Annotated in this window: 17 protein-coding genes and 1 pseudogene; 9 read left to right on the top strand and 9 right to left on the bottom strand. The window is 34.3% G+C overall.

Features of this window, described 5'->3' with window-relative positions:
- Positions 1-128 precede the first annotated feature (128 nt).
- The 7 genes from NG806_RS01760 to NG806_RS01730 all read right to left on the bottom strand — a co-directional run bounded on the left by NG806_RS01760 (position 129) and on the right by NG806_RS01730 (position 10,925).
- Entirely contained in the window at positions 129-578 is a 450-nt protein-coding gene (locus NG806_RS01760; protein ID WP_261511712.1) for a hypothetical protein, read from the bottom strand.
- A gap of 772 nt (positions 579-1,350) precedes the next feature.
- Positions 1,351-1,665, bottom strand: a complete 315-nt coding sequence (locus tag NG806_RS01755) for a helix-turn-helix domain-containing protein (protein ID WP_315941748.1) — start codon at positions 1,663-1,665, stop codon at positions 1,351-1,353.
- A 29-nt stretch (positions 1,666-1,694) separates the two neighbouring features.
- Positions 1,695-2,051 carry a transposase gene (locus tag NG806_RS01750; protein WP_315941747.1) on the bottom strand — a complete coding sequence of 119 codons (357 nt, stop codon included), beginning with the start codon at positions 2,049-2,051 and terminating at the stop codon, positions 1,695-1,697.
- Between the two features lie 77 nt (positions 2,052-2,128).
- A complete protein-coding gene (locus NG806_RS01745; RefSeq protein WP_261511709.1) occupies positions 2,129-2,575 on the bottom strand; it encodes a hypothetical protein in 447 nt (148 codons plus the stop codon).
- Positions 2,576-3,052: 477 nt separating this feature from the next.
- Positions 3,053-4,108: a hypothetical protein gene (locus tag NG806_RS01740; RefSeq protein WP_261511708.1), complete on the bottom strand. Its 1,056-nt coding sequence runs from the start codon at positions 4,106-4,108 to the stop codon at positions 3,053-3,055.
- A gap of 90 nt (positions 4,109-4,198) precedes the next feature.
- Positions 4,199-5,599, bottom strand: coding sequence for a helix-turn-helix domain-containing protein (locus tag NG806_RS01735; RefSeq protein ID WP_261511707.1), 1,401 nt, complete (start codon positions 5,597-5,599; stop codon positions 4,199-4,201).
- Positions 5,600-6,263: 664 nt separating this feature from the next.
- On the bottom strand, positions 6,264-10,925 hold the full coding sequence (locus NG806_RS01730; protein WP_261511706.1) for a DUF3320 domain-containing protein: 4,662 nt from the start codon (positions 10,923-10,925) through the stop codon (positions 6,264-6,266).
- A gap of 436 nt (positions 10,926-11,361) precedes the next feature.
- Between NG806_RS01730 and NG806_RS01725 the strand changes: the two genes are divergently transcribed.
- A complete protein-coding gene (locus NG806_RS01725) occupies positions 11,362-12,540 on the top strand; it encodes an NUMOD4 domain-containing protein (protein ID WP_261511705.1) in 1,179 nt (392 codons plus the stop codon).
- On the opposite strand, the pseudogene NG806_RS23035 reads toward NG806_RS01725, so the two are convergent.
- Positions 12,453-12,638 (bottom strand): annotated as a pseudogene (locus tag NG806_RS23035) (hypothetical protein); the annotation flags it as partial. The gene NG806_RS01725 and the pseudogene NG806_RS23035 overlap by 88 nt on opposite strands.
- Positions 12,639-13,041: 403 nt before the next feature.
- Positions 13,042-13,821: a hypothetical protein gene (locus NG806_RS01715; protein WP_261511704.1), complete on the bottom strand. Its 780-nt coding sequence runs from the start codon at positions 13,819-13,821 to the stop codon at positions 13,042-13,044.
- Positions 13,822-14,370: 549 nt separating this feature from the next.
- Here NG806_RS01715 and NG806_RS01710 point away from each other — a divergent pair.
- The 8 genes from NG806_RS01710 to NG806_RS01675 all read left to right on the top strand — a co-directional run bounded on the left by NG806_RS01710 (position 14,371) and on the right by NG806_RS01675 (position 23,850).
- Positions 14,371-14,970 carry a Crp/Fnr family transcriptional regulator gene (locus NG806_RS01710; RefSeq protein WP_261511703.1) on the top strand — a complete coding sequence of 200 codons (600 nt, stop codon included), beginning with the start codon at positions 14,371-14,373 and terminating at the stop codon, positions 14,968-14,970.
- A gap of 98 nt (positions 14,971-15,068) precedes the next feature.
- Positions 15,069-16,802: a cbb3-type cytochrome c oxidase subunit I gene (locus NG806_RS01705; protein ID WP_261511702.1), complete on the top strand. Its 1,734-nt coding sequence runs from the start codon at positions 15,069-15,071 to the stop codon at positions 16,800-16,802.
- Positions 16,802-17,791 (top strand): cytochrome c, encoded by a 990-nt coding sequence (locus tag NG806_RS01700; RefSeq protein ID WP_261511701.1) that lies wholly within the window; start codon positions 16,802-16,804, stop codon positions 17,789-17,791. Before NG806_RS01705 ends, NG806_RS01700 begins: the two co-directional genes overlap by 1 nt.
- Position 17,792: 1 nt before the next feature.
- Complete coding sequence (locus tag NG806_RS01695; RefSeq protein ID WP_261511700.1) at positions 17,793-18,053, top strand: hypothetical protein; 261 nt, start codon at positions 17,793-17,795, stop codon at positions 18,051-18,053.
- 11 nt (positions 18,054-18,064) lie between these two features.
- Positions 18,065-18,466 (top strand): cytochrome C, encoded by a 402-nt coding sequence (locus tag NG806_RS01690; protein WP_261511699.1) that lies wholly within the window; start codon positions 18,065-18,067, stop codon positions 18,464-18,466.
- A 342-nt stretch (positions 18,467-18,808) separates the two neighbouring features.
- Entirely contained in the window at positions 18,809-20,053 is a 1,245-nt protein-coding gene (locus NG806_RS01685; protein ID WP_261513155.1) for a chloride channel protein, read from the top strand.
- A gap of 410 nt (positions 20,054-20,463) precedes the next feature.
- Positions 20,464-21,771, top strand: coding sequence for a DUF3945 domain-containing protein (locus NG806_RS01680; RefSeq protein ID WP_261511698.1), 1,308 nt, complete (start codon positions 20,464-20,466; stop codon positions 21,769-21,771).
- A 3-nt stretch (positions 21,772-21,774) separates the two neighbouring features.
- The gene (locus NG806_RS01675) at positions 21,775-23,850 is read left to right on the top strand and encodes a type IA DNA topoisomerase (RefSeq protein ID WP_261511697.1); all 2,076 of its coding nucleotides are present in this window, start codon (positions 21,775-21,777) and stop codon (positions 23,848-23,850) included.
- Positions 23,851-23,912: the final 62 nt, after the last annotated feature.

Raw genomic sequence — 23,912 nt, 5'->3', positions numbered from 1 at the left:
GAAATACTATTTGAAATCTTTGCAATTAAATCCAAAAAATGAAAATGCTCGAAAAATGCTTTCAAAAATAGAAAAACAAACAATCACAAACCCAAATTAATCCGATCAAAATTAAGCATATCAGATATTTAAGCAAAATAAAACACAACAAAAGTGAAATTTACTACAATAAAAACTTTTAAAATAAGATCATATTCCGTTACTCTGAAAAATGAAAGATCAAAAGGGTCTTTAAGCTGACTGTAAAAATCCGTAAAGAAACTGGTGAACAACCCTCCATCAGCATCAATACGGATCATTTGTTGGGAAGCTCTATTTCCAGGTAGAACTACTTCTTTGAGATAGCCTTCTTTATCAACGCCCTGAACAAGTCCGATGGTATTGATCGCATTGTTTAATACCAGTAAAGTATCTTTTACTTTTTCTACCGTATCATTTACACTATTTTCTTTTTCCATGTCTTCATCTGTGTTATTATTAAGAATTTTGGAGTATCGATAAAATGTTGTCCTTGTCAACCCAAGGGGTTTATAAATATTTTCCGGAGATTTTGTTGGATCTTTATAAACAAGTCTCATCACTAATAGTTTTGAAATTGTTTTATCCGTGTATCTGTTTTTAGGACGAAAATAAGTTTAGGAATGCAGCCATGACAACTCAAAGTCTATATTATGTTTTCATTAAACTTTTGGTCTATTTTTTCTCAAAATCATACAATGTTTTAATTTTTCTACCCATAAAAGTAATCATCACAGGACCAGCCCTTACTTATTTTTATAAAGGCTGGTAAAGTGCATTTTGAATCTATATTTTGAAAACATAAATTCAGAAATAAATATATATGAAAAAACTTGGTTATTTCTGTGAAAAGGAATTGACCATCTTTCGGTAGTCCCTGTCATTTATATCAGATACCCTGATCTTAATTCTAAAAGGCATTTCTTTTTCCTTCAAATCAACATCGATTACAATTATATCAGCAAATACCGATCTTTCGATTTTAAACGAGCGTAATTTGTGCACAGGATATTCAACTAAAGGAAATACAATCCCTTTTTTTGATGGATGATAGTATTTGATTGAAAATATGAAACCACTATTTTCAAACTGAAATACTTTAAGACTTGTTATTTTTTTAATGATTAATATACTTATTACAAGAAACATCCCGAGTAACGGCCATCTTAATTCCACCGGTATAAGAGATTGTAAGACAAATCCACATACTGCCAAACAGCAATTAAATACAAGAAGAAATTGCCAAACCCTCATTTTTGATATTACTTTATCTTTATTCGTTAAGACCATAAAATGTATTAATAATTTTTTACTATAATATTTTAGTTGAACTTATATGGCAAATAGCTTTTTCCATCGAGCTACCGTATTTCTACTTAATTTGTAATGGTTAGCTAATTGTGTATTACTTAATTTGTTTTTTTTTTGGTATTGAAGTATTTCCATAATGGTATTCTGATTATAAAAACGATGCCTTTTATTAAACTTCCAACTTTCTGCAGTGACGGCCCCAAATATGATCGTGTTAAGGTCTATCACATCTAGATGTGATAATGTTTCTTTATTCAATAAGCTTTCGCAGTCTTTCTTTTTATGTTGAAACCTGGTGTTCAGAATATCAGTATAAATTCTTTTGTAATCGGGCATGTTTTCCATCAGATACATTTACTTATTTTTTACCGGATCTTATATTTAGTCATCCATCTGCGTAATGTCGATTTAGGGATCTTGTAATCATTGATCACTTCAAGTTGCGTTTTTTCATTGCTTTCAATTATTTCGAGTATGTAAAATATCACTTCCTTCGTATAAAGGTTTTTCCTGAACTGCGGTAATACAGAATCAGTCGGCCTGTTATAATTCGCTCCCATGGGAGAGGTAAATAGTATGAGGTGCTGCGAAAAAAAACGGAAAAAATCGTATTCTAGAAGCTTACACCATTTCAACAAGACTTTTGTCTCTAATGTATCCTGCTGATACATATTATTAATTTCCCCTTCCTTAAGCTTCATATTGCTACATATTCTATTCATATCTATGCCCATTTCCCTTACACGGGTTTGTATAAGGGAACCTATATGAATATCTTTAAAATCAATGTTCATTGTTATTATGCGTTTCTAATTATTTCTCGTAAAGCCCTCTCCATTTCTCTTACTTCATCGGTGCTCAGTCCGTGCAGGCGAAGAGAGATGGCTTCTGTATCGCCATCACTTTTTTTTATGACCATTGTCAGATTAGAATTTTCAATTGCGCAGCTTTGTAACATTACTGATGGGAATTCCCTTAATATACCATGATGGTATCTTTTAAAAGGATGGCAATACCTGATCTTTATCTGTGCGTATGAACTCTCAAATTCAACAACACGTATTGCAGAAAATGCCAACGAGAAAACCAGCAAAAGAAAGACTCCGACAATTACCGGAATATTGCTGTATTTAAATGATGTGATTATACAACTTGCTATCATTGAAAGATCAAGAAGTATCAAGCATAAAAACGTAAACATAAATAGCCTTATGTACTTCTTATTGTCAAGTTTGCAATTTGCCATTAACTTTAGATATTTTGAATTCTTAAAATAGAATTATATATAAACATGCACATACATCGCATCCAGATGTGAGAATTGAGATTACAGGATATCTTCAGTATTCCCGTAAGAACAATCGTAGGAAAACTTATGGGACAATTTCTTTTTCATGGCTTTATATTTTAGTTATTATTTTTAAGCCTTTTCACGTTATAATTGAAAAGCTTTCAATAAAACATAGTCCTACTATACTATCATCTCCAAAAATTTCTGTAATTAAGAAAACTTATTTACAGAATGTTTAGAAAAGCTTTCGTTAAGAATGCATTGATAAAAAATTATGATCAACAAAAGAAGTTTTAATCTTCAATTTTTACATTTCAGTAATCTTAAAATCTTAATGCAATAATAGCTAAAAAAACATCATAAAAATTAAGAAGGGTATCAGTTTTAATGAATATTCTATAAATTCTACAGAAGAAAAAAAGCATCAAAATATTAATTATCAGAACTATACAAGTCTTTCTCAATTAAAACATTAACCCTCTTAATTTTCCGAAATGTAATGGTAAGAATAAGGAGTAAAACAGAAGAAAACAAGATTGCAATAATGCACCATTTTAAAATTTTATTGTTTTGTTCCTGTATTTTCTTATCAGCGTTTTTCTGATCTCGCAAGAGCAGATTATTAAGTACCTCAACCTGAATTTTATTTTTTTCTGCCATCTCCTGTTCATAGAGGACATCGTAATATTTACTCTTTTCAATCTCTCTCAGTTTCAAAAAATTCTGAGATAACTGAAAATAAGTATCAGTATCGGTCTCAGAAATATTTGTTTTATCTTGGAGTTTCAAAATAGAAAGCAGCATTTTGTTCGATTGATTAAAATCATTTCTCAAGGCTAAAATTCTAGCAAAACTTAAGTCAGCAGATTGATTTAATACATTAGAATAAATCTGATGAATACCTGATGACAAATCACTTTCTGAATAATTTACTTTTGAAAGATTCAGATAAATTTCTGCGTCTTTCAGATTACTCATCTCTATTAAACAATTTGCCTTATTAAGATAAGCCAACTTGACATTCATTTTAGATAAAGGATTATTTGCTGAACGATAAACTGAAATTGCTTGGTCGAAATATTCCAATGCTATATCGCAATCAAGCGTATAAGCATAATTCATACCTTTTAAATAGAGTATATTACCTTTAATATATTGTACTGAACTTGGTAGTTTAGTTTTTTCAAGAATATCCTCTGCTTTGTTAAGATAATATTTAGCCTTATCATTGACTTGAAGTGACTGATAAATGTTTCCTAGGATTCCTAAAAACTTTACCTGCAAAACGTTGTTATTTGCCTGTTCCGCCAAACTCAGCCCTTCTGTTCCATAGTGTATGGCCTCACTAAACCTTCGTGTTTGATTACAGACATTGAGCAATGAAAATAATAGACGTGTTCTGAAATTGTCATCTAAATCACTATTATTATATATTTTAACACCTAAATAATATGATTTTTCAGGATTTGAAATGAGATATTTCTCCATCTCTTTTACATTTATAGAATCATATTTCTGACAATAAATATGATCAGAACATAACAGTAAAATGAGTATATATATAAATCTCAGGACTAATTATTTTAAAAGTTGAATGTACTGCACCGGAGAAATACCTTCGATACTTTTGAACACAGAGGAAAAAACACTGTGAGATGAAAATCCGCTCTCTTCTGCTAGATATTTTATTTTATAACTTCGATAAACCAATTCATTATTGAGTTTCTGCTTGATATACTCGATTCTCATCTCATTAATGTAAGTTGTAAAATTTTTCTTTTTGTAAGTATTGATGATTTCAGAAATATATTTTGAATTGGAATCAAGTTTATTAGCCAATGATTGGATAGAAATGTTTGGATCCAAAAAAAAATTCGTTGATTCCAATTTTTCTAGCCTCTCTAAAAGAGTAAGTTTTACGTTTTCTGAAATGACCTGAGGTGTCTTTTTTTTTACCAAATTTTTTAACTTATCTGAAAGTAACAGATACGTTTTACCCCTTAGTTTTTCATGTCGTATTTTGACAACCAATAAAATTAATACAATACATGACAAAAGAATTATACTTATCAATATAATAATTCCTCTTTTCTTTGCAAAAATATATTCATCGTAGTGCTTAGTTTCAGTCAAATAAATCCATTGAGAGCGAGCCTGCGTTATTGCTTTATTTTTTTCCCTGATTTGTTCATCTCTTTGATTTGATATTAAAATATAATTTGAAACATCTTTTTTACTAAGATAATAATCTAGTAAAAAATTGTAGTAAATAGCTCTCAGTTGGAAATTAGTGGTATTATTTATCTCTTTCTTGGCTTTTGTTAACCAGACATCAGAAATATTTGCAGGAAATAATTTCTTTTTTAAAATATCAAATCCCATATCATCCGGATAATAAGATAAAATTTTTAAAACGGGAATACGGAATTCAGGAGATTTAGTTATCCAATCATCTTCACTCAAATTGATTAAGACAAAACTAAAACTATCCCTATAATTATATAAACTTTTATTCGTGATTTTTGGGAGAATATTTAAAATTATTTTAATTGCTTTTTCTTTTCGTCCCAGTAAGATTAATTCATTTGCTTTTAAAATTTCTTCGTTAAGCTTAAACACAGAATTCTGATTATAATCTGTGCCGAAATCTACTTTCTTTATACCTGCTGAATATAAAATATTCCGATAAGAAACAACTCCGCTAACATTTTGTTGATCTTTTGTTTGAATTATTTTCTTAAGTGCTTCATTATAATTGTTTTCATAATAATAAGCCTGAGCAAAAAGTCTGTTACACTTATTTAGAACCTCCCTATTTTTATAATTTATTTCAACAAAACTGATTAAATCTCTTGTTTTTGCGGGATTCACTATCATTTGTGAATCTATTTTGTGAAATATCTGATTCTTATCTGATGCATGCTGTGCCGATAGCTGATGAAAGAGTAATCCGAAAACATACGCAAGAAAAAGCCTCATAGCAGATTAACTAAGTTTTAATTGTATAAATCTCTCAGAAATAAATAACTACACAATAGTATTACACGGCAAAGTAATCGGTTATAAAAACATTATCATAATTCAAAAATACTATAAATACTATAAATACTTAATGTAATAACAAAAATACAAAAACTTCAATAATTCTTTTTAAAATTACTTATCATTATTGATAATTAGTTTCCTGCTTCTTGCTAATTTTAACACATACAAGTTGAACTTGCAACTATTTTTTGAGACAAAATTTATATACTTCTTTATGCTACATTTTTAGATTGATCAGACATTAAATTTTGATAATCTTTTAAGTCACAATTAATTTATAATAAGCAATGACTAATTAAATCTTGCATACTTGCCAATATGATTTTTTCTCTTATGATGTTGACTGGGCGAGATGAAAGTGTGGTTAGTAGCCGACCATTTGTCAATCCATATCTTATAATGACTTTAATTTTTACAAATAGAGAAAAGTTTTGCGCCTTTAAATAGTTCATGTATGCTTAGCATTCTCATAATAATTACATCTTCTTTCTAAAGTCGAAGAGGCTGTCGTATCATAATTGATTTTGCATCAGTTACTCTAAATTATAATAAGTAAAATAAATAGAAAAAATGTTTTTACTCATTAACATTAATGTACTTATATCGACTGTTTTTCAGTAATTTTCAAAAACAATCCATCTTGATAAATATTTCCTTTTTCCTTGCTATAATCTATTATTTCCAGAATATACTTTTTAATATCTTCCGTAACACGTGAAAAGCCCAGAAGCTTAGAGACAAGTGAAATGGCATTATCAGGTTGTATGGCAACCGAGTCCTCTACGACTTTTATAATGGCTAGATTAATTTCTTCAGGTGAGATAAAGGTTATTTTCTTGGAATTAGAAGCCAGCATGCTTCTATCTCTGATGGTTGTTAATTCTTTTTCCGGATGCCATAAAAAGTCCCCTTTTTTAGATATATGGCCATTGTCAATTGCATAGTTGGTAGCATTAGTTATAGATGCACGAATTCTACTGCCTATTTTTGATATGCCATTGGCATCAACTATCCTTCTTGCCATTTCTTCAAAGTGGATAGGGCTTTCCGTCATAACCACATCCTGAATCCATGTGCTAAGTTTTCCTAAGGGATAGGTATGTAATTCCTGGTGAGCAATTTCAATGGGTAATACTGTTATTTCATAAACTGGATATACAATACTCTCCTCTTCTATGGGTTCTTCACGCACAAGATTTTTAAGCTCTTCCATTAATTCTTCTTCAATAATATCATTGTGCTCTGCCTGTGTCTTCGCTTTTTCTATAGCCTCAGTAAGCAAGCTTAATTCTGCTGCAGGATTACGGAACCAATCCAGACTCCATACACTCATTAAGTTCCAACCCATTCCTTCCAGTACAGTATTTCTAAGCCTATCTCTGTCACGTGTTGATTTAGCTGCCTGATAAGACTTACCATCACAATTAATGCCCAACAGGTATCTGCCAGGATTATCAGCATCTGCAATAGCCAGATCAATATAAAACCCCGCAGTACCAACTTTTTCACGAACAAGGTAACCTGCTTCTCTAAGGGTTTGAGCAACAATTTCTTCAAATGGTTGTGCCGTGTAAGGCAATTCATCTTTGTCACTTTCAAACTTACCGTATTGTGCAAAATAAAGGAAACTCTTTAATGCTCTGATTCCAAATTTAGCATTGGGTCCCAGCGTCATATCTGATGCCGTAATATTGGTAAAGACCTCGCAGCGGTTCTTTGCTCTTGTAATTAAGACATTTAACCTTCTCTCACCACCCTCATTATTAAGAGGACCAAAACTCATAGGAACTTTTCCATCTTCCGTTCTCCCATATCCAATACTTATAAAAATCACATCCCTCTCATCTCCCTGGACATTCTCCAGGTTTTTAACAAAAAACGGCTCATTAGCATGTGCCCTGAAATAACTTTCTACTTCCGGGTTTTTTCTTCGTCTTATTTCTATGGCGTTTTGTATTACCTGCATCTGCGCTGTACTGAAAGCCACTACACCAAGGCTTAATTTTGGTGTTTTAAGGGCATGCTGGAGCACCGCATCAGCAACTTTTTCAGCTTCTCCCGGATTGGTTCTTGTTTTTCCTTTGTCATAATAGGTATCCGGCAAATGATTAAAGGATAATCCCATACGGTTTTTCGATCCTGGACTTGGGAATATAACAAGCTTATTTTCATAAAACTCTTGGTTGGAAAGGCTAATAAGTGACTCATGCCTGCTTCGGTAATGCCAACGCAGCATCTTTTGTGGCGCCCCCTGAGCATCACACATTCCCAAAATGCTCTGCATATCGGCAGTAACATTTTCCTCGTCTTCTGTATCTGTATTTAATTTATCAAAAAAACTCGTTGGAGGCATCTGTTTAGTATCACCTACCACAACGATTTGTTTTCCTCTTAATATAGCCCCTAATGCATCAACAGGCCTTACCTGGCTCGCTTCATCAAATATCACCAAATCAAAATCAATACTTTCAGGTGATAAAAAGTTAGCGATAGACATAGGGCTCATCATAATAACAGGTTTTATCGCCTGAATAGCCATACCAGCTTCCTGCAATAGCTTTCGTATAGGCATATGGCGTACCTTTCTGTTGAATTCGCTTTTTAGGATATTGATCTGGCCACCTCCATCTTGCTTAGGAACACCTTCCCAGTGTTTCAATGCTACCTTAGCTCTGTTATAGTATTGCTTAAGGACATCTATCCTTTTAAACTTAGAAATAACTTCCTCATGAGTAGAACGTTCAAATTTTCTCAATTCAGGGCTATTGAGCATAGCTTTCTCGAGAAGATGGTCATACCAGGTTTTCTGAAGCGCTGTTTTTAAATGCGAGGATGCATCATCCCAATTTTCAACCGCCTTTATAAGAAACCCTGCTCCTTGCTTTTCTACCTCTTCTTTTAAAACATTCCATGAAACTACTTTATGGATTTCAGGCAGCTGCTCCAACCATTTGTTAAGTACAGACACCTGGGCTGATAACTTAAAGTTTTCAATCCCATTTCCTTCAAAACTCAGATGTTTAAATAAAGTTTCAAAGGATGTATTCTGCTCATCAATGGCACCACTTAAGTGACCTGCATATTGTATAATATTTTCAGAATCCTTATTCTTTTCAAGAAACGATAAAATTTCTTTCTGGATGTTACCTTCTTGGATATTATTGTGGATACTTTGCAAATAGTTTGCTCCTTTTTGTAAGGCTTCCCAATCAGATCTTTGCTTTTGCCATTGGTTTCCAAATAGCTTACTTCCTAAAATATCATTGGATTCTAAAGCTAAGGAAAGCCTCTTTCCTTCCATTAATGTATTGACAAAATCCAATTTCTTTTGAATATCATCGGGCATAACAGTATTAAGTAATCCTGCCAGCTTTTTAACGCTCTTTTTATAGTCTCCAATTAAAAACTTATACCATTTACCCCCATAAGCAATTAGGTTTTGTCTTATTTCAAGGACATCCTGATTCCACGCTTCCGATATAAATACAGAATCATATTTACCATGAAGTTCTTTTAGTCTACTGCCGGTTTCTAGTAGTTCGGCAATATCTGCCTTGTTGTTTAGCCATGCATCATTACTAATCGACATTGAGGTGATACCTGGATTATTAGCTGCCCACCTTGCAACAGCTAAAAGTCTTTTAGCATCTATTACATCAACAGGCGCCTGAAATTCCATAAAATCACTTAGGGTTCTTGAGCCGTTTATCAGATTTTCAGTGGTACTTATTGAGTGTAACAAAAGATCCTTGGCCAGCTCTTCATCTTTAGGAAGAAAGACCGATAATTTACTGCCATAAAAAATTAATTTTTCAGGTTGCCCTATTTTAGAAAGTCTTACCTGAATCTTTTCAGCTGATAACTCAAAGTCCTTAATTTGTCTAAAATCCCATGACGACAAATCATTAGCTATAATTTTCGGGAATTTATAATCTTTGTTTTTATTGTTTATCTTTAAAAGATAGCCTATTACATCATGGGCTGAAAGTTCACTTCCACCAATAGGTCTATTAACTTCTGTAGAATAGGCATTTAATTCCTTAATTAAGGGATCAAGCAAACGTACCTCTTCCTCAAGATGCGCAACGGCTGGCTTACCTAGATCTAAGATTCGCTTAAGCTCCGTATGCAGTTCACGCTTATTGGCTTTATGGCTATGTAATTCAAGACACGCCTCCCCTAAATTTATACTATCCAGTCTTCTTTTTACAACTTCAAGAGCTGCCATTTTTTCTGCTACAAACAAAACCTTTTTCCCATTACCAACCGCATTAGCAATAAGGTTAGTAATGGTTTGGGATTTTCCTGTTCCCGGAGGTCCCTGAATTACCATATTCCTCCCTTCATGTACCGCCAGCATTGCGATGACCTGTGAGCTATCGGCATCTACTACCTGCAATAATTTATCTGCGTCTGTTTCTTCATCAAGCCTATGCTCTTCTCCTATAGTTGGTTGTGGTTCGCTAAAGCCATCTCCAAATAAAGACTGAAGGATGGGATGGTCAAAAGGCTTTTTACTTTCCGGCCATTTGGCACTATCAAGATCATGATAAATCATAAACTTTCCAAAGGAAAAGAATCCCAATTCAATAGCATCCAGATCAACTTTCCAATTTTCAAGGTGATTAATGTGTTTCTGAATTTCATTAAAATAGCTTACAATATCAAGTTCCTCCTCCTCAGGAAGATCTGGAATAGTAAGGTTAAAATCAACCATCATCTTGGCCTGAAGCGATAAGTTAGCTCCAATTTCCCCACCTGTATAAAGCAGCCTAAATCTTTCACTTGCACTGGAACGTTCCAGAGTAACCGGTATAAGGATTAGTGGAGCCATTCTCACATCCTCCGTATTCCCTTTCTCAAACCAGTTGAGCATCCCTAATGATAAAAATAATGTATTTACCCCCTGCTCTTCTATACTCGTTCTTGCAAAATAATATGTATTAAGAATTTTTGTCTGAAGCTTTTGTTCGGACTCATTGGTTTGTAATCGGGTATCATTATAGGCGTCCTGTAATTCGGCATCTGAAAGTGGTGGTAATTCAAATAGCTCTTCACTATCATCTTTTCCGGGCCTTCCTAAAAAGGTCATGGCTTTATTCTGTTTTACCAGGATATTAAAAATAGAACTTGACTGCTCTTGAACGATATGTAATCCGCGGGCTTTTGGAATTTTATAGTTTAACAAAGTATTACGCATCCCAAGATCCAACAGCTCTTTTCTTGATGCTTCTAATTTGGGAAGTATTATTTCTTTCATGGTTATTGACAATTAGGATACTATAGTAAATATTAAACCTTAAAATGAGATCATTTTTACTGGTTAATGGCAAATTGTTAAATATAATAAAATAGTTAGTATTAAATATTATGGAAAGCCGCTTTTAAGATTAGATTATTATTTTACTACAGGATGAGATTTGCTTATTTTCTAACTTTAAGCAGGAAAATCAGAATAAAAAAAATATCACTAATTGATCCAAAGAAAAAAAGCTACCCAATTGGTAGCTTTTTTTTAATATTATTTAGGTTTCTGCCAGTCAATATCTATTGTTTTATTTCCTTTTAATTTGACTTTGACTAAGCAATCTCTATCATCTATATTTTATGCCCATGATTTTATAATTTTGTTCTATCTTAGTTTTTTTATGGTACACAAATAGGATTCATTTATCCACAAAAGAAATTTCCCATTTATGAACTTACCCCTTGAAATAGAAGATTGGTACATAAAAGAAGTTATTTACAATACTTCTTTAGAAAACCTTCCAGGAGAGGAATGGAAGTCGATTGAAAATTTCGAGAACTATGCGGTTTCCAGCTATGGGCGGGTGAAAAGTCTTGAGCATTGGATTACATCACTAAACGGTAGGAAATGGAAAGCATCTGAACGTATGATGAAGTTACAATTCATGAAATTTTTCAATAAATATCCTGATGATCAGTTTTATAATGTCATCTGTGTATTATCATCAAAAGGAAAAAAAACCAGAAAGTCCGTCCCCCGGTTGGTTTATTATTATTTTGTCGAAAAATTTGATCTAAATGACAGTCACTTTATTATTTCATTTAAAGACGATAATAGATTTAATTTAAACGCTAAAAATTTAGAGAAGCTCTCCTTTAATAAGACGCGTTTTAAAGAATCCCACAAGGACAGCGCTAAAAACAGTAAAACCTATTATAAGAGACCTGTGAACCAGTACACAACAGAAGGTGATCTGGTAACTACATTTGAAAACATTGACGCAGCAAGCAATACCCTTGGTATTGGTCGCAGAAATATTCAAGCAGTACTAAACAAAGAGCGCCTGACTGCAGGAGGATTCCGATGGTTCTTTAAAGATTACAGCCCTAAAAAAGAAGATTTTATAATTTCTAAAGAAAATAAATCAGTTACAAGTAAAGTGTTTAACAAGCCTCTTTGGGAAAAGCTGGGCAAACCTCCAATTGATGAGAACGATCCTCCCGCATGCATGAACCTGTCACTTGATAACCTCCCTGGTGAACATTGGAAACCGATACCTGGCCTTGAAAACGGGTATGTCATTTCAAACAAAGGAAGGGTAAAACGGCTTAGTGGCTGGACGACAAGCAAAAATAAAAGTTTTTGGAAAGAACAAATTATGTCCCTTAATATAAGAATTAAGGCTGGTAGAAATAAACCTTATTTTTATATTCGTGTAAATCACAAAGAGCATATGACAATGCTAATGATTTCAAGGTTACTTTATTACTGTTTTGTTGAAGAATTTGACATGAATGATAAAAACCTCATCATGGTTAATCAAAGTGAACCGTTGTGGAATCTCGATATCACGAAACTCAGATTACGCCCGAGAATTTCAGGGTCAAAAGAAAAAGAAAACATATAATATGGAAGCCTCCTGGAAGACCTGTATCTCTGAAGTGATCTTGAACTAATCGTAAGCATCTGCAACAAATTCTGATTATCAAGCAAGTACTCTCCATCGGTTCTGTACCCGGTTTTAGTAAAAATCCATCCACAGAAAATACCATAACGAAATTAAACTGGGTAATATTTTCTATAACTGGATAGAATATATATTTGAAAGTAAAATTATTCTCTAAAAAATATAGAATCATCAAATAGTGAAACAAAAATACATCGGATAATTATTTAAAGTTATCTCTATAGTTATTACAAAAATTTAAGAATAAATTCTTTGAATTTAAATTAGATTATTCATAACAGATGCAAGAATGGTGATAGCTAACCACTAATACCTGTTAATATGAGCATACTTATTGAACAAAAAACCCACGTACAAAATTGTACGTGGGTTTGTATGTATTGCTGATTTTTTATAATAGTAAAAATCTCTTTTGATTTACTGTCTGGAAATTTCAATCTTTTAGAAACCTAAAGCTCCACAACCAGAAGCTAATGCTGCAGCAATGCCCCATCCTCCTAATATAACTGCATTAGCACCAGGCACTCCTAAACCTGCAGCTCCGGCAACACCAATTGCTGTAAAATATTGGGCGGAACCACTTACATCCCCGATTAATGCCCCTCTCCAACTCATTATTTGCATCGGCGGATCCTGTCCAAATGTGCTATCAAAAAATCCATCACCTCCTAATGTAGTAGGGGCCCAAAGTTTTGCAGAGCTTTTAGCTACTTTTACCGTGCCTAGGACAACGTCTAAATCATCACAACTCAAATTTGCTTGAGCTTCCTGCTCTATTAAGCTTAACTTGTCATTAAAAGCATCTAAATTATTTATATTATCTGTTTCATTCAGAATCCTAACTATATACGGATATGATTCTTTTTGTGAGATAGGATTATTACTCCATTGTCTTAAATCATATTTATAAGTAGAAAGCTGTTCATTAACACTTAAAACTTTGCTTTTAAATTCGTCTTCCGACATATTGAATACAGATGTATCTATTCCCATATTCTGGAAATTATTCAAGATTTTGCTCCTTGCAACAGTAGGATTAGAAAAATCAACACCATTATACAGGCTAATAACATATTGATTGTGTAATTCTCCAAAATCAGCAGCAGTAAAATCAACCGTCTTACAAGTTTTACCCGACATAGCACTTGGTTGCTGATTTTCCAATCCAGCATTACTATCGCTGTTAGTACAGCCTATTAAAGATGTGATGGCTAACGCCATGCTTGATACAATTGCAATAAGTTTTGTTTTCATTTTTTAATATTTTTTATTGGTTTAATAAAATTATATAATCACTTTTTTTGCCCATTGATCTTTTGAAAATAATTAATCCAACTTTTTTGAAACTTTAGTTAAATCATTTTTTTCAAAGATCATTTTTTTTAAAAAAAATCGTTATAATAAACTAGTAAGTGTTCACATTTCTTAGATAAGTGTGATTATTTTTAAAGTAAGTGTAATCCAAGAGTTTGGAAATTTATTTCAAAAACACAAAAGTATGTAATGGATTATACACCTGGAGAATGCCGCTCTTAACTAATTCATATGAAAAAGCGTTAAAATTTCCAATTTGCCTTGTGCTCAAAATAAATAACATGAAGAAAACAATGTCAATACTACCCCCAATAACAGATTCAGCATTCGGTATCTCGCTGCCATAAACCTATGCTGAAGGAGTAAGTAATGGTTATTTTATCTGATTGGCAGAGAAATATTAGATTTAAGAGGATTTCTAATGACAAAATTCCATAGGATTCTTTATCTTTAAGGATGATTCCTGAAGAACTTTTAAAAAAATATAATGGCAAGATAGAACAATATGACAGTGGAGATTTTGTATATGAAGAAAATACAGTGTGTCAGAACTACTTTCAGATAATATCAGGAAAAATCAAGCTTAACAACTACAGTGAAGATGGCAAAGAGTTTATCCAGAATATCTTTGAAGCGCCCCAATGTTTTGGTGAGGTTTTGCTTTTTGTAAACGAACGATATCCTTCAAATGCTATTACTTTAACCGATACTGTGATTATAAAACTTTCCGTTCAAAAATTCTTTAAATTATTGAATGACCATCCGGAATATGCAGTAGAAATTAACAAAAATCTTTCAAAGAGGCTATATTATAAAATGATCATGTCCCAGCATCTATTTTCTAAAGACCCTAATATAAGACTCACAGTTTTAATGGATTATTTTAAGAACAGCAATCATATAAAAGAAAATTCGGAGGATGGATATCTGATTCCCTTAACACGTCAGCAAATGGCCAATCTTACCGGTTTAAGGGTAGAAACTGTTATTCGGACCATTAAATTAATGGAGAAGAACAATCTGCTTAAAATAAAAAAACGGCAAATCTACTATTAAATAAAACAATCGTTTGTGATCGAGATCATAATTGAAAAATTGGACTTCAGTGTAACTTTAAGAGAGATAAAAAAGCTGATCTCTTTAAAATTCATACGATGGACAAACTTCTCAATGAGCCTGGGTTACAAATCACAATTATTCTATTTTCATTACCTGTAATTTTTGCACTCATCCTTATTTTAATAAGGGTTAATAGGATGATTTCTGATACTTTAAAAAAGAATGAGCTTAAAAAAATCTACGAGAAGCTGAGCCACCTTCAACCTGGAGAAATTTCAGCATTGGAAGAACGAAAAAAGGAACTTGAATTTCAACTTTCAGGAAATGAACTCTCGTCTAATAAGATCGTAAAAGATCCACGGGGATTAGTAGATCAGGCAAATGAAATACATGATATCCGTTTTCTCCAGACCAAAAGAGAAGAAGGAAGAAATATTGAAATTCCAGAAGCAGAAAAAAAATTAATATTATGGTTTTTAGGATGTAGTGTATTTTGGCTTTTTATGGGAACTACCGTTGGTGAATATCTGGGGATTAAATTCGTGGCCCCCGATGCTGACCATGTCAGTTGGCTGAGTTTTGGACGTCTGAGGCCAGTACATACCAATATGGTTTTCTGGGGCTGGGCATCGATGGCCATGATGGGATTTTCCTATTATGTTGTTCCCAGAGTTGGAAATACTAAAATCTTCAATCTCAAAATAGGATACCTTACCTTGATATTAATGAATTCCGCCGTATTTCTAGGTAGTCTCTGTTTAATGGCAGGGATCAATAACAGTGGTGGGGAATACAGAGAATACATTTGGCCGGTTATGATACTTTTTGCTGTAGGAATTATAATTAGTATTTACAATCATATTAGTACTATAGCATTCCGGAAAACGGAAGAAATTTATGTTTCTAACTGGTATATCGTTTCTGCCATGATGTTTGTGGTTGTTATTTTAGTGGTCGCTTATCTTCCTTTCTGGCAGGATGGTCTAGGTGAAACAATTACCCAGGGATATTTTATGCATCAGGGAGTTGGGATGTGGTTTATGTTCTTCAACCTGGGGCTCATGTATTATTTCCTACCCCAAGAACTTAACAGTCCGGTGTATTCATACAGTCTGAGTATACTTGCGTTTTGGACGCAGATTTTATTTTATACGTTGATTGGGACTCATCATTTTATCTTCAGTGCTATTCCATGGTGGATGCAGACCATCGCTATTGTTGCCAGCGTCGGAATGGTAATTCCGGTTGCAGCAGGAAGCGTCAATTTTATGATGACCATCCGTGGCTCATGGCATCGCCTTAAACTTAGTTATGTACTTCCATTTTACGTGGTTTCCATCATTTTCTATTTTACAGGCTCCATGCAAGGAACAGCAGAGGCTTTTAGGGCAACCAATTTATTATGGCATTTTACCGACTTTACTGTAGCTCATTCACATTTGACAATGTATGGAATCATCACCTTTATGTTATGGTCTTTCACCTATACCTTAGTTCCGCGGCTTACCTCCTATGATCCCCCAAGCATTACCGTAGGATTACATTTCTGGATGGCTTTGATCGGAGTACTGGTCTATACGGTCTCTTTAATGATAGGCTCTACGGAAAAAGGAATGCTTTGGATGGAAAAAAAACCTTTTATTGAAGGAGTTATAAAGATGTTTCCTTTTTGGCTTTGGAGAGCAATTGGCGGAACAATGATGTGGATTTCACATATAGTCTATGCCTATAACTTTTACAGAATGATAAAACCGAGAAAGGAAATAAAACTTCCTCAATCACCTATAGAGCTTTTAGAAATCCTTCACACAAAACAAGCAAGATCATAATGGATTTTTTCAGCGACCATAAAAAATTGTTTTCATCGGCATTGGTATTTTTCCTTTTCCTAACCTTGATTATCTGCATTTTACCAGCACTTAACAATCAGAAAGCATACCAACCACTGCCGGGAAGCAAAGCCCTTTCAGAAGAGGAAAGTCATGGAAAAGAAATCTATATCCGTGAAGGATGTGTGGCCTGCCATACACAACAGGTAAGAAATGTTGATATGGATCAGGTTTTTGGAAGCAGGCCAAGTTTGGCTATCGATTATGTACGAAATAAAAGGTTAAATCTTTTTCAGAATACCGCCACCTTAATGGGAACTGAAAGGACCGGACCCGATCTTACGAGTATTGGAACCAGGCAGCCAAGTAAAGAATGGCAATATTCACATCTGTTCAATCCAAGATCAGTTGTTCCTGAATCCATAATGCCCTCTTATAAATGGTTGTTTATGATAAAAGAAAGACTTGACACCGGAGACGTGGAAGTAAATGTTCTGGAGAAATTTAAAGCCGGAATTAAAGGGAAAATTATTCCTTCAAAAGATGCTCAGGATTTAGTTGCTTATTTATTGAGTTTAAAACAAACTGAACTTCCTAAAAGTCTTCCTGCAAGAGAATTTTTATATAAAATAGAGAAAAAAACTGAAGCTAAAGCCAGCGGAGATAACCTTCCTGACGGAAGTTCGTTGTTTACGGCAAATTGTGCAACCTGTCATCAGGCCAATGGAGAAGGTCTGCCTGGAGCTTTTCCACCTTTAAAGGGAAGTCCCGTTGTTTTAGGTGATAATTTGGAATTATATGTCACCATTATTATGAAGGGATACGATCCGCGTCCGGAATTTGCAACAATGCCTGCAGTTGGCGATAACGCGAGATTTTCTCCGGAAGACGTGGCTGCTCTAATCAATCACGAACGGACAAGCTGGGGAAATACCGGTAAGAAAGTAACGGCTGAGGAAGTAAAAGCAATCATGGATAAAATAAAATAATATGAAAAAGATAAAATTTGGAATACCTGTTTTTTTATTTTGGGCAGGATATGTTCGTGCCTGTGATGCCTGTAAACTTCAGCAACCCAAAATTACACAGGATTTGACTCATGGAACTGGTCCGGAGTCAAACTGGGACTGGTGTATTGTCGTAGGTATTACTGTAATAACACTTATTACTTTGCTTTATTCTTTCAGATTCCTTATTAAACCGGGGGAAAAGAACAGAAAACATATCAAAAATACAATATTGGATTTTTAAAACTTCGAAGAATGTCAAAATACAATGCCATTGTCTTTTTATTTATGGATGAGGAAGCGAATCCAATTGCCGAACTTCAGACTCCTGTCGTTTTTAACCTTGATACCACAAAATTAACAGATGGAGAACATACTCTGAAAATTGTAAGCAAATTTGATCAGAAAGAAGGATTAAAGATCATCCGTTTTACAGTTCGTAATGGTCCCATTATTCATATAGAAGGACTTTCCGATAATGAAACGGTGAATGGGACTTTACCATTAATGCTCAATGCCTATGATACAGGAAGAAACCAGAGCTTCATTATCAAAGGAAGTGAAAATCCCAGAACGATCCCAATTTGGGTTTGGGTAATCGCTTTGGTTTTTGTAGCCTGGGCAGCTTTTTATATAGTAACGAACTTTCGTCTTTGAATTAGTTTATTATTAGTTTATTTTTTTTAATCTTGTCAGGATAGCCTTCCTGACGAGGTTTTTGTAAGATATCTAGATTTATGAAGTATCCTACCCCCAGACAGCCGTCATATTCTGGAGGACCAGAACTTAAGAAAGAAATCACAGAAACAATTTTCTAGAATATCATAAAAATAAGGACACCATCGTGTTGATTTATGCCGCGAAAAATAAAAAGTATTGCTACCCCTTGATTAAAAAATATTTAGAAGATTTGACCTAGTCAGATAGAATATCATGTACTATTTTTTTGACTGCACTTCTCCAACACTTAATTTTGTAAAAATTGAATTCATACAGGTAATGAAAAGGAAAAAAATACAAAGACATCATTATTTCAGGTTAGTTTTAGTTTCAGTCTTAATAAGCATCTGCGCATCTTTTCTGGGATATTCGTTAAAATTCATAACTGAACGTTTTCAAAAACTCATATTCTATTTTGTAGAAAGAGAGAATTCTATATTATTTATTTTTCTTCCGACAATTGGAATTACAGCTATATATTTTTTAAGAAAATATCTTTTCCTAAACAGAAAAAATAAAGGAATCACCGAAATTTATAAAACCGTTGATCAAAGAAAAGACCATTTACCACTTTTTAAAATTCCATCACATTATTTTAATGGATTTCTGACAGTCATCTTTGGTGGTTCCACTGGAATTGAGGTCTCCACTGTCGTTGCAACGGCAACCCTTGGAAATGCAGTGTATGAAAAACAATTTTCCGCTAACATTTATAAACTAGAACTTATTTGCGCAGGAGTTGTAGCAGGAGTGGCCATCTTGTTTGGAAGCCCGATTGCAGGCTGGCTTTTTGCGATGGAAGTAATTGCAAGGAAATTTAATAAAACTCTTTTTATAAGTTGCACTGCATCAGCTGTAATTTCGGGAGTTTTTTTGCATTTTGTAAAGAGTGAACCATTACTTCCTTTCGAGATTACCGGATGGAAATGGAATGCCCTACCTTTTTTTATACTGTTAAGCTTGTTAGGTGGTATTTTATCTGTGTATTTTACATTTTTAGTGATCAAAATTAAAGACTTTTTTTCAGGTATTTCCAATAACTTTTACAGGGTAAATCTTGGAGCTCTAATCGTAGGAGGTATGATATTTTGTTTTCCTTTTTTATATGGAGACAGTTATCATTCGCTCTCGGAAATTCTTAATCATCCTCAAAGTTTCTCCTTTATTTTCCTTCTTTTTCTAATTCTCTTAAAACCCTTGGCTTCTTCATTAACCCTTGGCGCAGGGGGAGATGGTGGTGTCTTTGCACCAAGTATTGTTGCCGGTGCTTTTCTTGGGTTTACATTTGCACTTTTCTGTAATACCTTTTTGGGAACTTCTTTAATTTACCTCAATTTTGTTTTAGTCGGAGCTGCTGCTACTTTATCGGCATCTATTTATGCTCCCTTTACAGCACTTTTTCTAGTCTGTAATCTTGCTCCCAATGGTTACATTCTGTTCTTTCCTATTTTAATAGGATGCCTGATATCAAAAAATTTCGCTAAAAGGATATTACCTTATAATGTGTATACTTATAATTTATAAAAATGTTTTTCCTTTATAGAAAGTCAGCCTTTAGTACCTCAACCATAACCATTAATTAGCAAGCAACTTCTTATTTTCCATTGGCATCACCTTTTTTCATTCTCTAACTGTTAATTCTTCAATTTGTATAGGCCTCCAAATTCATGCACCATAACTGCTTTCATTTTTTTTGGATCGTCATTTCAATAATTAATTGTTATAATGAGATGATCTTACTAAATGATCACATCGAGAGAAATTAACCTGCAAATTGAGATATTTTTTTATCCTCTACCCTTACTCCCATTCCATTCAAAGAAAAAAATACCAAAATAGTAGTCAAAAAAAGCCAATACCTTCCATCAAATACCTTCTGTAACGAAATTGTAACAAAGACTGCTAAATTCGATGTTAGATACATATTTAACATCATGAAAAAATTAGAAAACCCAGGGGATATAGATTTAATTCCCAACTCAAGAAAAAATAACAACTCTTTTATAAAAATTGACAAACAAGGGGATTTTTTTTCCAATTTCTTTTTCAATTTTTTCAGTCAGCTTAAGGATCCTACGTCATTTATTATGTTCGATGTTTCTTCTAAAGATGCTAAGAGTTTTCACATACAAAATCTGGATAAACTTAACAGTACATTCAAAACAACCAATCAAAATATAAAAACGATGAGTGCAACTACCCCATCTTCAGAAAAGGAATACCTATATTCCACTGATCAGATTGACTGGAATACCATGTCAAAATTCGGTTTAAACCAGGAAAAATTAGAGAAACTAAATGCACTAGATCCCCTATTACGGGGATTTAAAACCAATGGTCTTGTCCCCATTACAATGAATTTGGGAACTGCTGTAAGCAAAATGGACGTCCGCCTTTCATTGCAGACCAATGACACCGGAGATGTTGTTATTAACCTTCATAGTATCAGAAAAGAACCTAGCTTCAATTATCCGTTTCTCGGACATGAGTTTACCCAAGAAGACAAGAAAAACCTTAAGGAAACAGGAAACATGGGCAGGATTGTTGATCTTGTCAATCCTAAAACCGATGAGATCATCCCTTCTGTCATAAGCAGAGACCGGCTCACCAATGAGCTTATTGCCTACCGGGCCGAAAATATTAAAATTCCTGATGAGATAAAAGGAGTACCACTGGATGTTGTACAGAAACAAACGCTCATGGAGGGTAAACCCCTTTATATAGAGGGAATGCTTTCCAAAAAGGGCGAGCTATTCAATGCATCGGTCCAATTTAATGCTGATAAGAAATATGTAGAATTCTTATTTGACAGAGGGATGAGCAACCAACAATCTCATGGCAATCATGCAATCGCAGACCAATCTGCCGAAATCCCCAGAACATTCAGGGGAAAGGAACTGAATGACGAACAGTATGATCAATTCAAAGCGGGTCAAACTATTTACATTGATGGTCTGATTGATAAAAAAGATCAGAAATACCAAGGCTACATCACATTCAATAGAGACACAGGTAAGATTGATTTTTCTTTCAAAAACCCTAACAATCTCGGAGAACAGGCAAAACCTACTGAAGCACATGCAACCCAGGTGGCCATCAACTCCGAGGGTAAAACCAATGAGGCCACTAAAAACATCAAGGAGCCCTTACAATCTGCTCAGCAGACACATAAAGACAAAAAACAACAAGAGAAACAGCAAAAGCCTAAAACACCTGCTAAGCCAAGATCACGTAAAATATAAGCTATGAAAGTCATCATTGCAGAAAAGTCGAGTGCTGCACTGGAAATAGCCAGCGTATTGGGCCCGTTTCAAAAAAAAGAAGGCTATCTGGAAGGCAATACCTACTGTGTGACCTGGGCTTTTGAACATTGGATAGATCTGGGAATGCCACATAGTGAAGATATTTCAGGATTTGAAACAAATTCTCTTCCTGTACTTCCGGAGCCATATTTACGGGCTACCGGCAAGATTAAGAAAGAGAACAGCCTTGCTCTGGGTATAGCCGCATTAAAACAACTGAGCATAATTCAGCAGCTTTTTAATCAGTGTGAGGGCATTATCGTGGCTACCCATGCAGACAGAAAGGGGGAACTTATTTTCAGGTCCGTCAACCAATACCTGAAATGTACAAAACCCTTTGAAAGGCTTTGGATCAGTTCCCTTACTGAAAAATCGATTAAACAGGGCTTTGAAAACCTGAAGCCTGGAAAAGATTTTCACGGATTATATAAAGCATCTCAATGCAGTCACTACGCAGATCGGCTCATAGACATCAATTCCACGCAAGCATTACACACAGTCACACATAAAAATATTTATTTGCCGGGAAGAGTACAGACTCCCGTACTGGCTATGATATGCAAGCGTTACTTTGAAAACAGGGATTTCTCGGTACAGAAATACTGGCAGATAGAACTTCTGCACACCAAAGATTTCATTGAATTTAAAAGCCGTTCACAAACCACGCTGAATAATAAAAAAAAGGCAGAAGACCTTTTGAGATCCATTGAGAGAAATGGCAATACCATAAGTGTTGCATCCATTACTCATAAAAATATAACGGAACATCCTCCTTTATTATTTGATCTGACAGGTTTGCAAAAAGAAGCCAATCAAAAACTGAATCTTTCAGCTGAAGAGACCCTGAATATAGCACAAAGTTTGTATGAAAAGAAATTCATCACATATCCTAAAACAAAGAACAAATATATTCCTGAAGATATGTGGACTGAGATCCCCAATCTCATCAGGCTATTGGAGAGTAAGGATCATTTCGGGCAGATTATCTGCACAATGAAATGGGGGCATTTTAATAAACATATTGTCCGTCATGCAATGTTTACTGATCATCCGGGACTTCTTATTACTGAAAAGATCCCTTCGGCATTATCTTCAGAGCAGAATGCTGTATATGAAATGATTGCCTTTCGATTATTAGAATCTGTTTCTGAGGCATGCATCAGGCAAATTACCGAAGTTTCATTACAGGCTTTGCATTACGATTTTATAGCCAAAGGCTGTAAGATCCTGAATACGGGCTGGCGCTTGATCAAAGGCCAGTTTTCCGACGAAACAAGGACAATAGAGGATCTTCCATCTTTAAAAGAAGGTGATGAACTTAAGATCAAGGTGACTGCTATCCTGGAGGAAAAAGCCAAGCCACCTGAACTTTACACGGAAGCCACGCTTCTTTCCGCTATGGAAACAGCAGGAAAACGAGCCGAAGATGGTGAAGAAAAGAAAATCTCACAGAATATTGGGATCGGCACTCCTGCAACAAGAGCTGGCATTATTGAAACATTATGTAACCTGGATTACATTAAACGGGAAAATAAGTCACTGATTCCCACTGAAAAAGGATTGCAGATCTATGAACTCGTTAAAGACAAAAAAATTGCAGATGCAGCAATGATGGCTAAATGGGAGCTGACCATGCAAAAAATAGAAAACAACGAAACAGATGCCATCAGTTTTCAAAAAGAAATTGAGGCTTACGCAGCATCTATTACCCAAGAATTGCTTCAAGTAAAGCTCAGGCAGATGAACTTACCACCGATAATCTGTCCTAAATGCCAATCCCATCCATTAACCATTCTGGACAAAATCATCCAATGTACGGGTGGCGCTTGCAGATGGCTGATGCTTCGCAATATTTGCGGAATTTCAATGGATCCAAATGATATTGAAAGCTTATTTGCAAAGGGAAAAACCTATTTGATAAAAGGAATGAAAAGCAAATCAGGAAAGAAATTTGATGCCCATCTGGTATTAAATGAAGATCATACGATTTCTTTTGAATTTGAGAACAATAAGAAATAATCCCGGCAAATATTCCGTATTTCAATAATCATTTAAAGGAATGAGGCGATCCATGATCAGCC

Source organism: Chryseobacterium paludis (assembly GCF_025403485.1).
GTDB lineage: Bacteria > Bacteroidota > Bacteroidia > Flavobacteriales > Weeksellaceae > Chryseobacterium > Chryseobacterium paludis.
The sequence above is the reverse complement of the archived record's forward strand: the minus strand, read 5'-3'. Positions and strand labels throughout refer to the sequence as shown.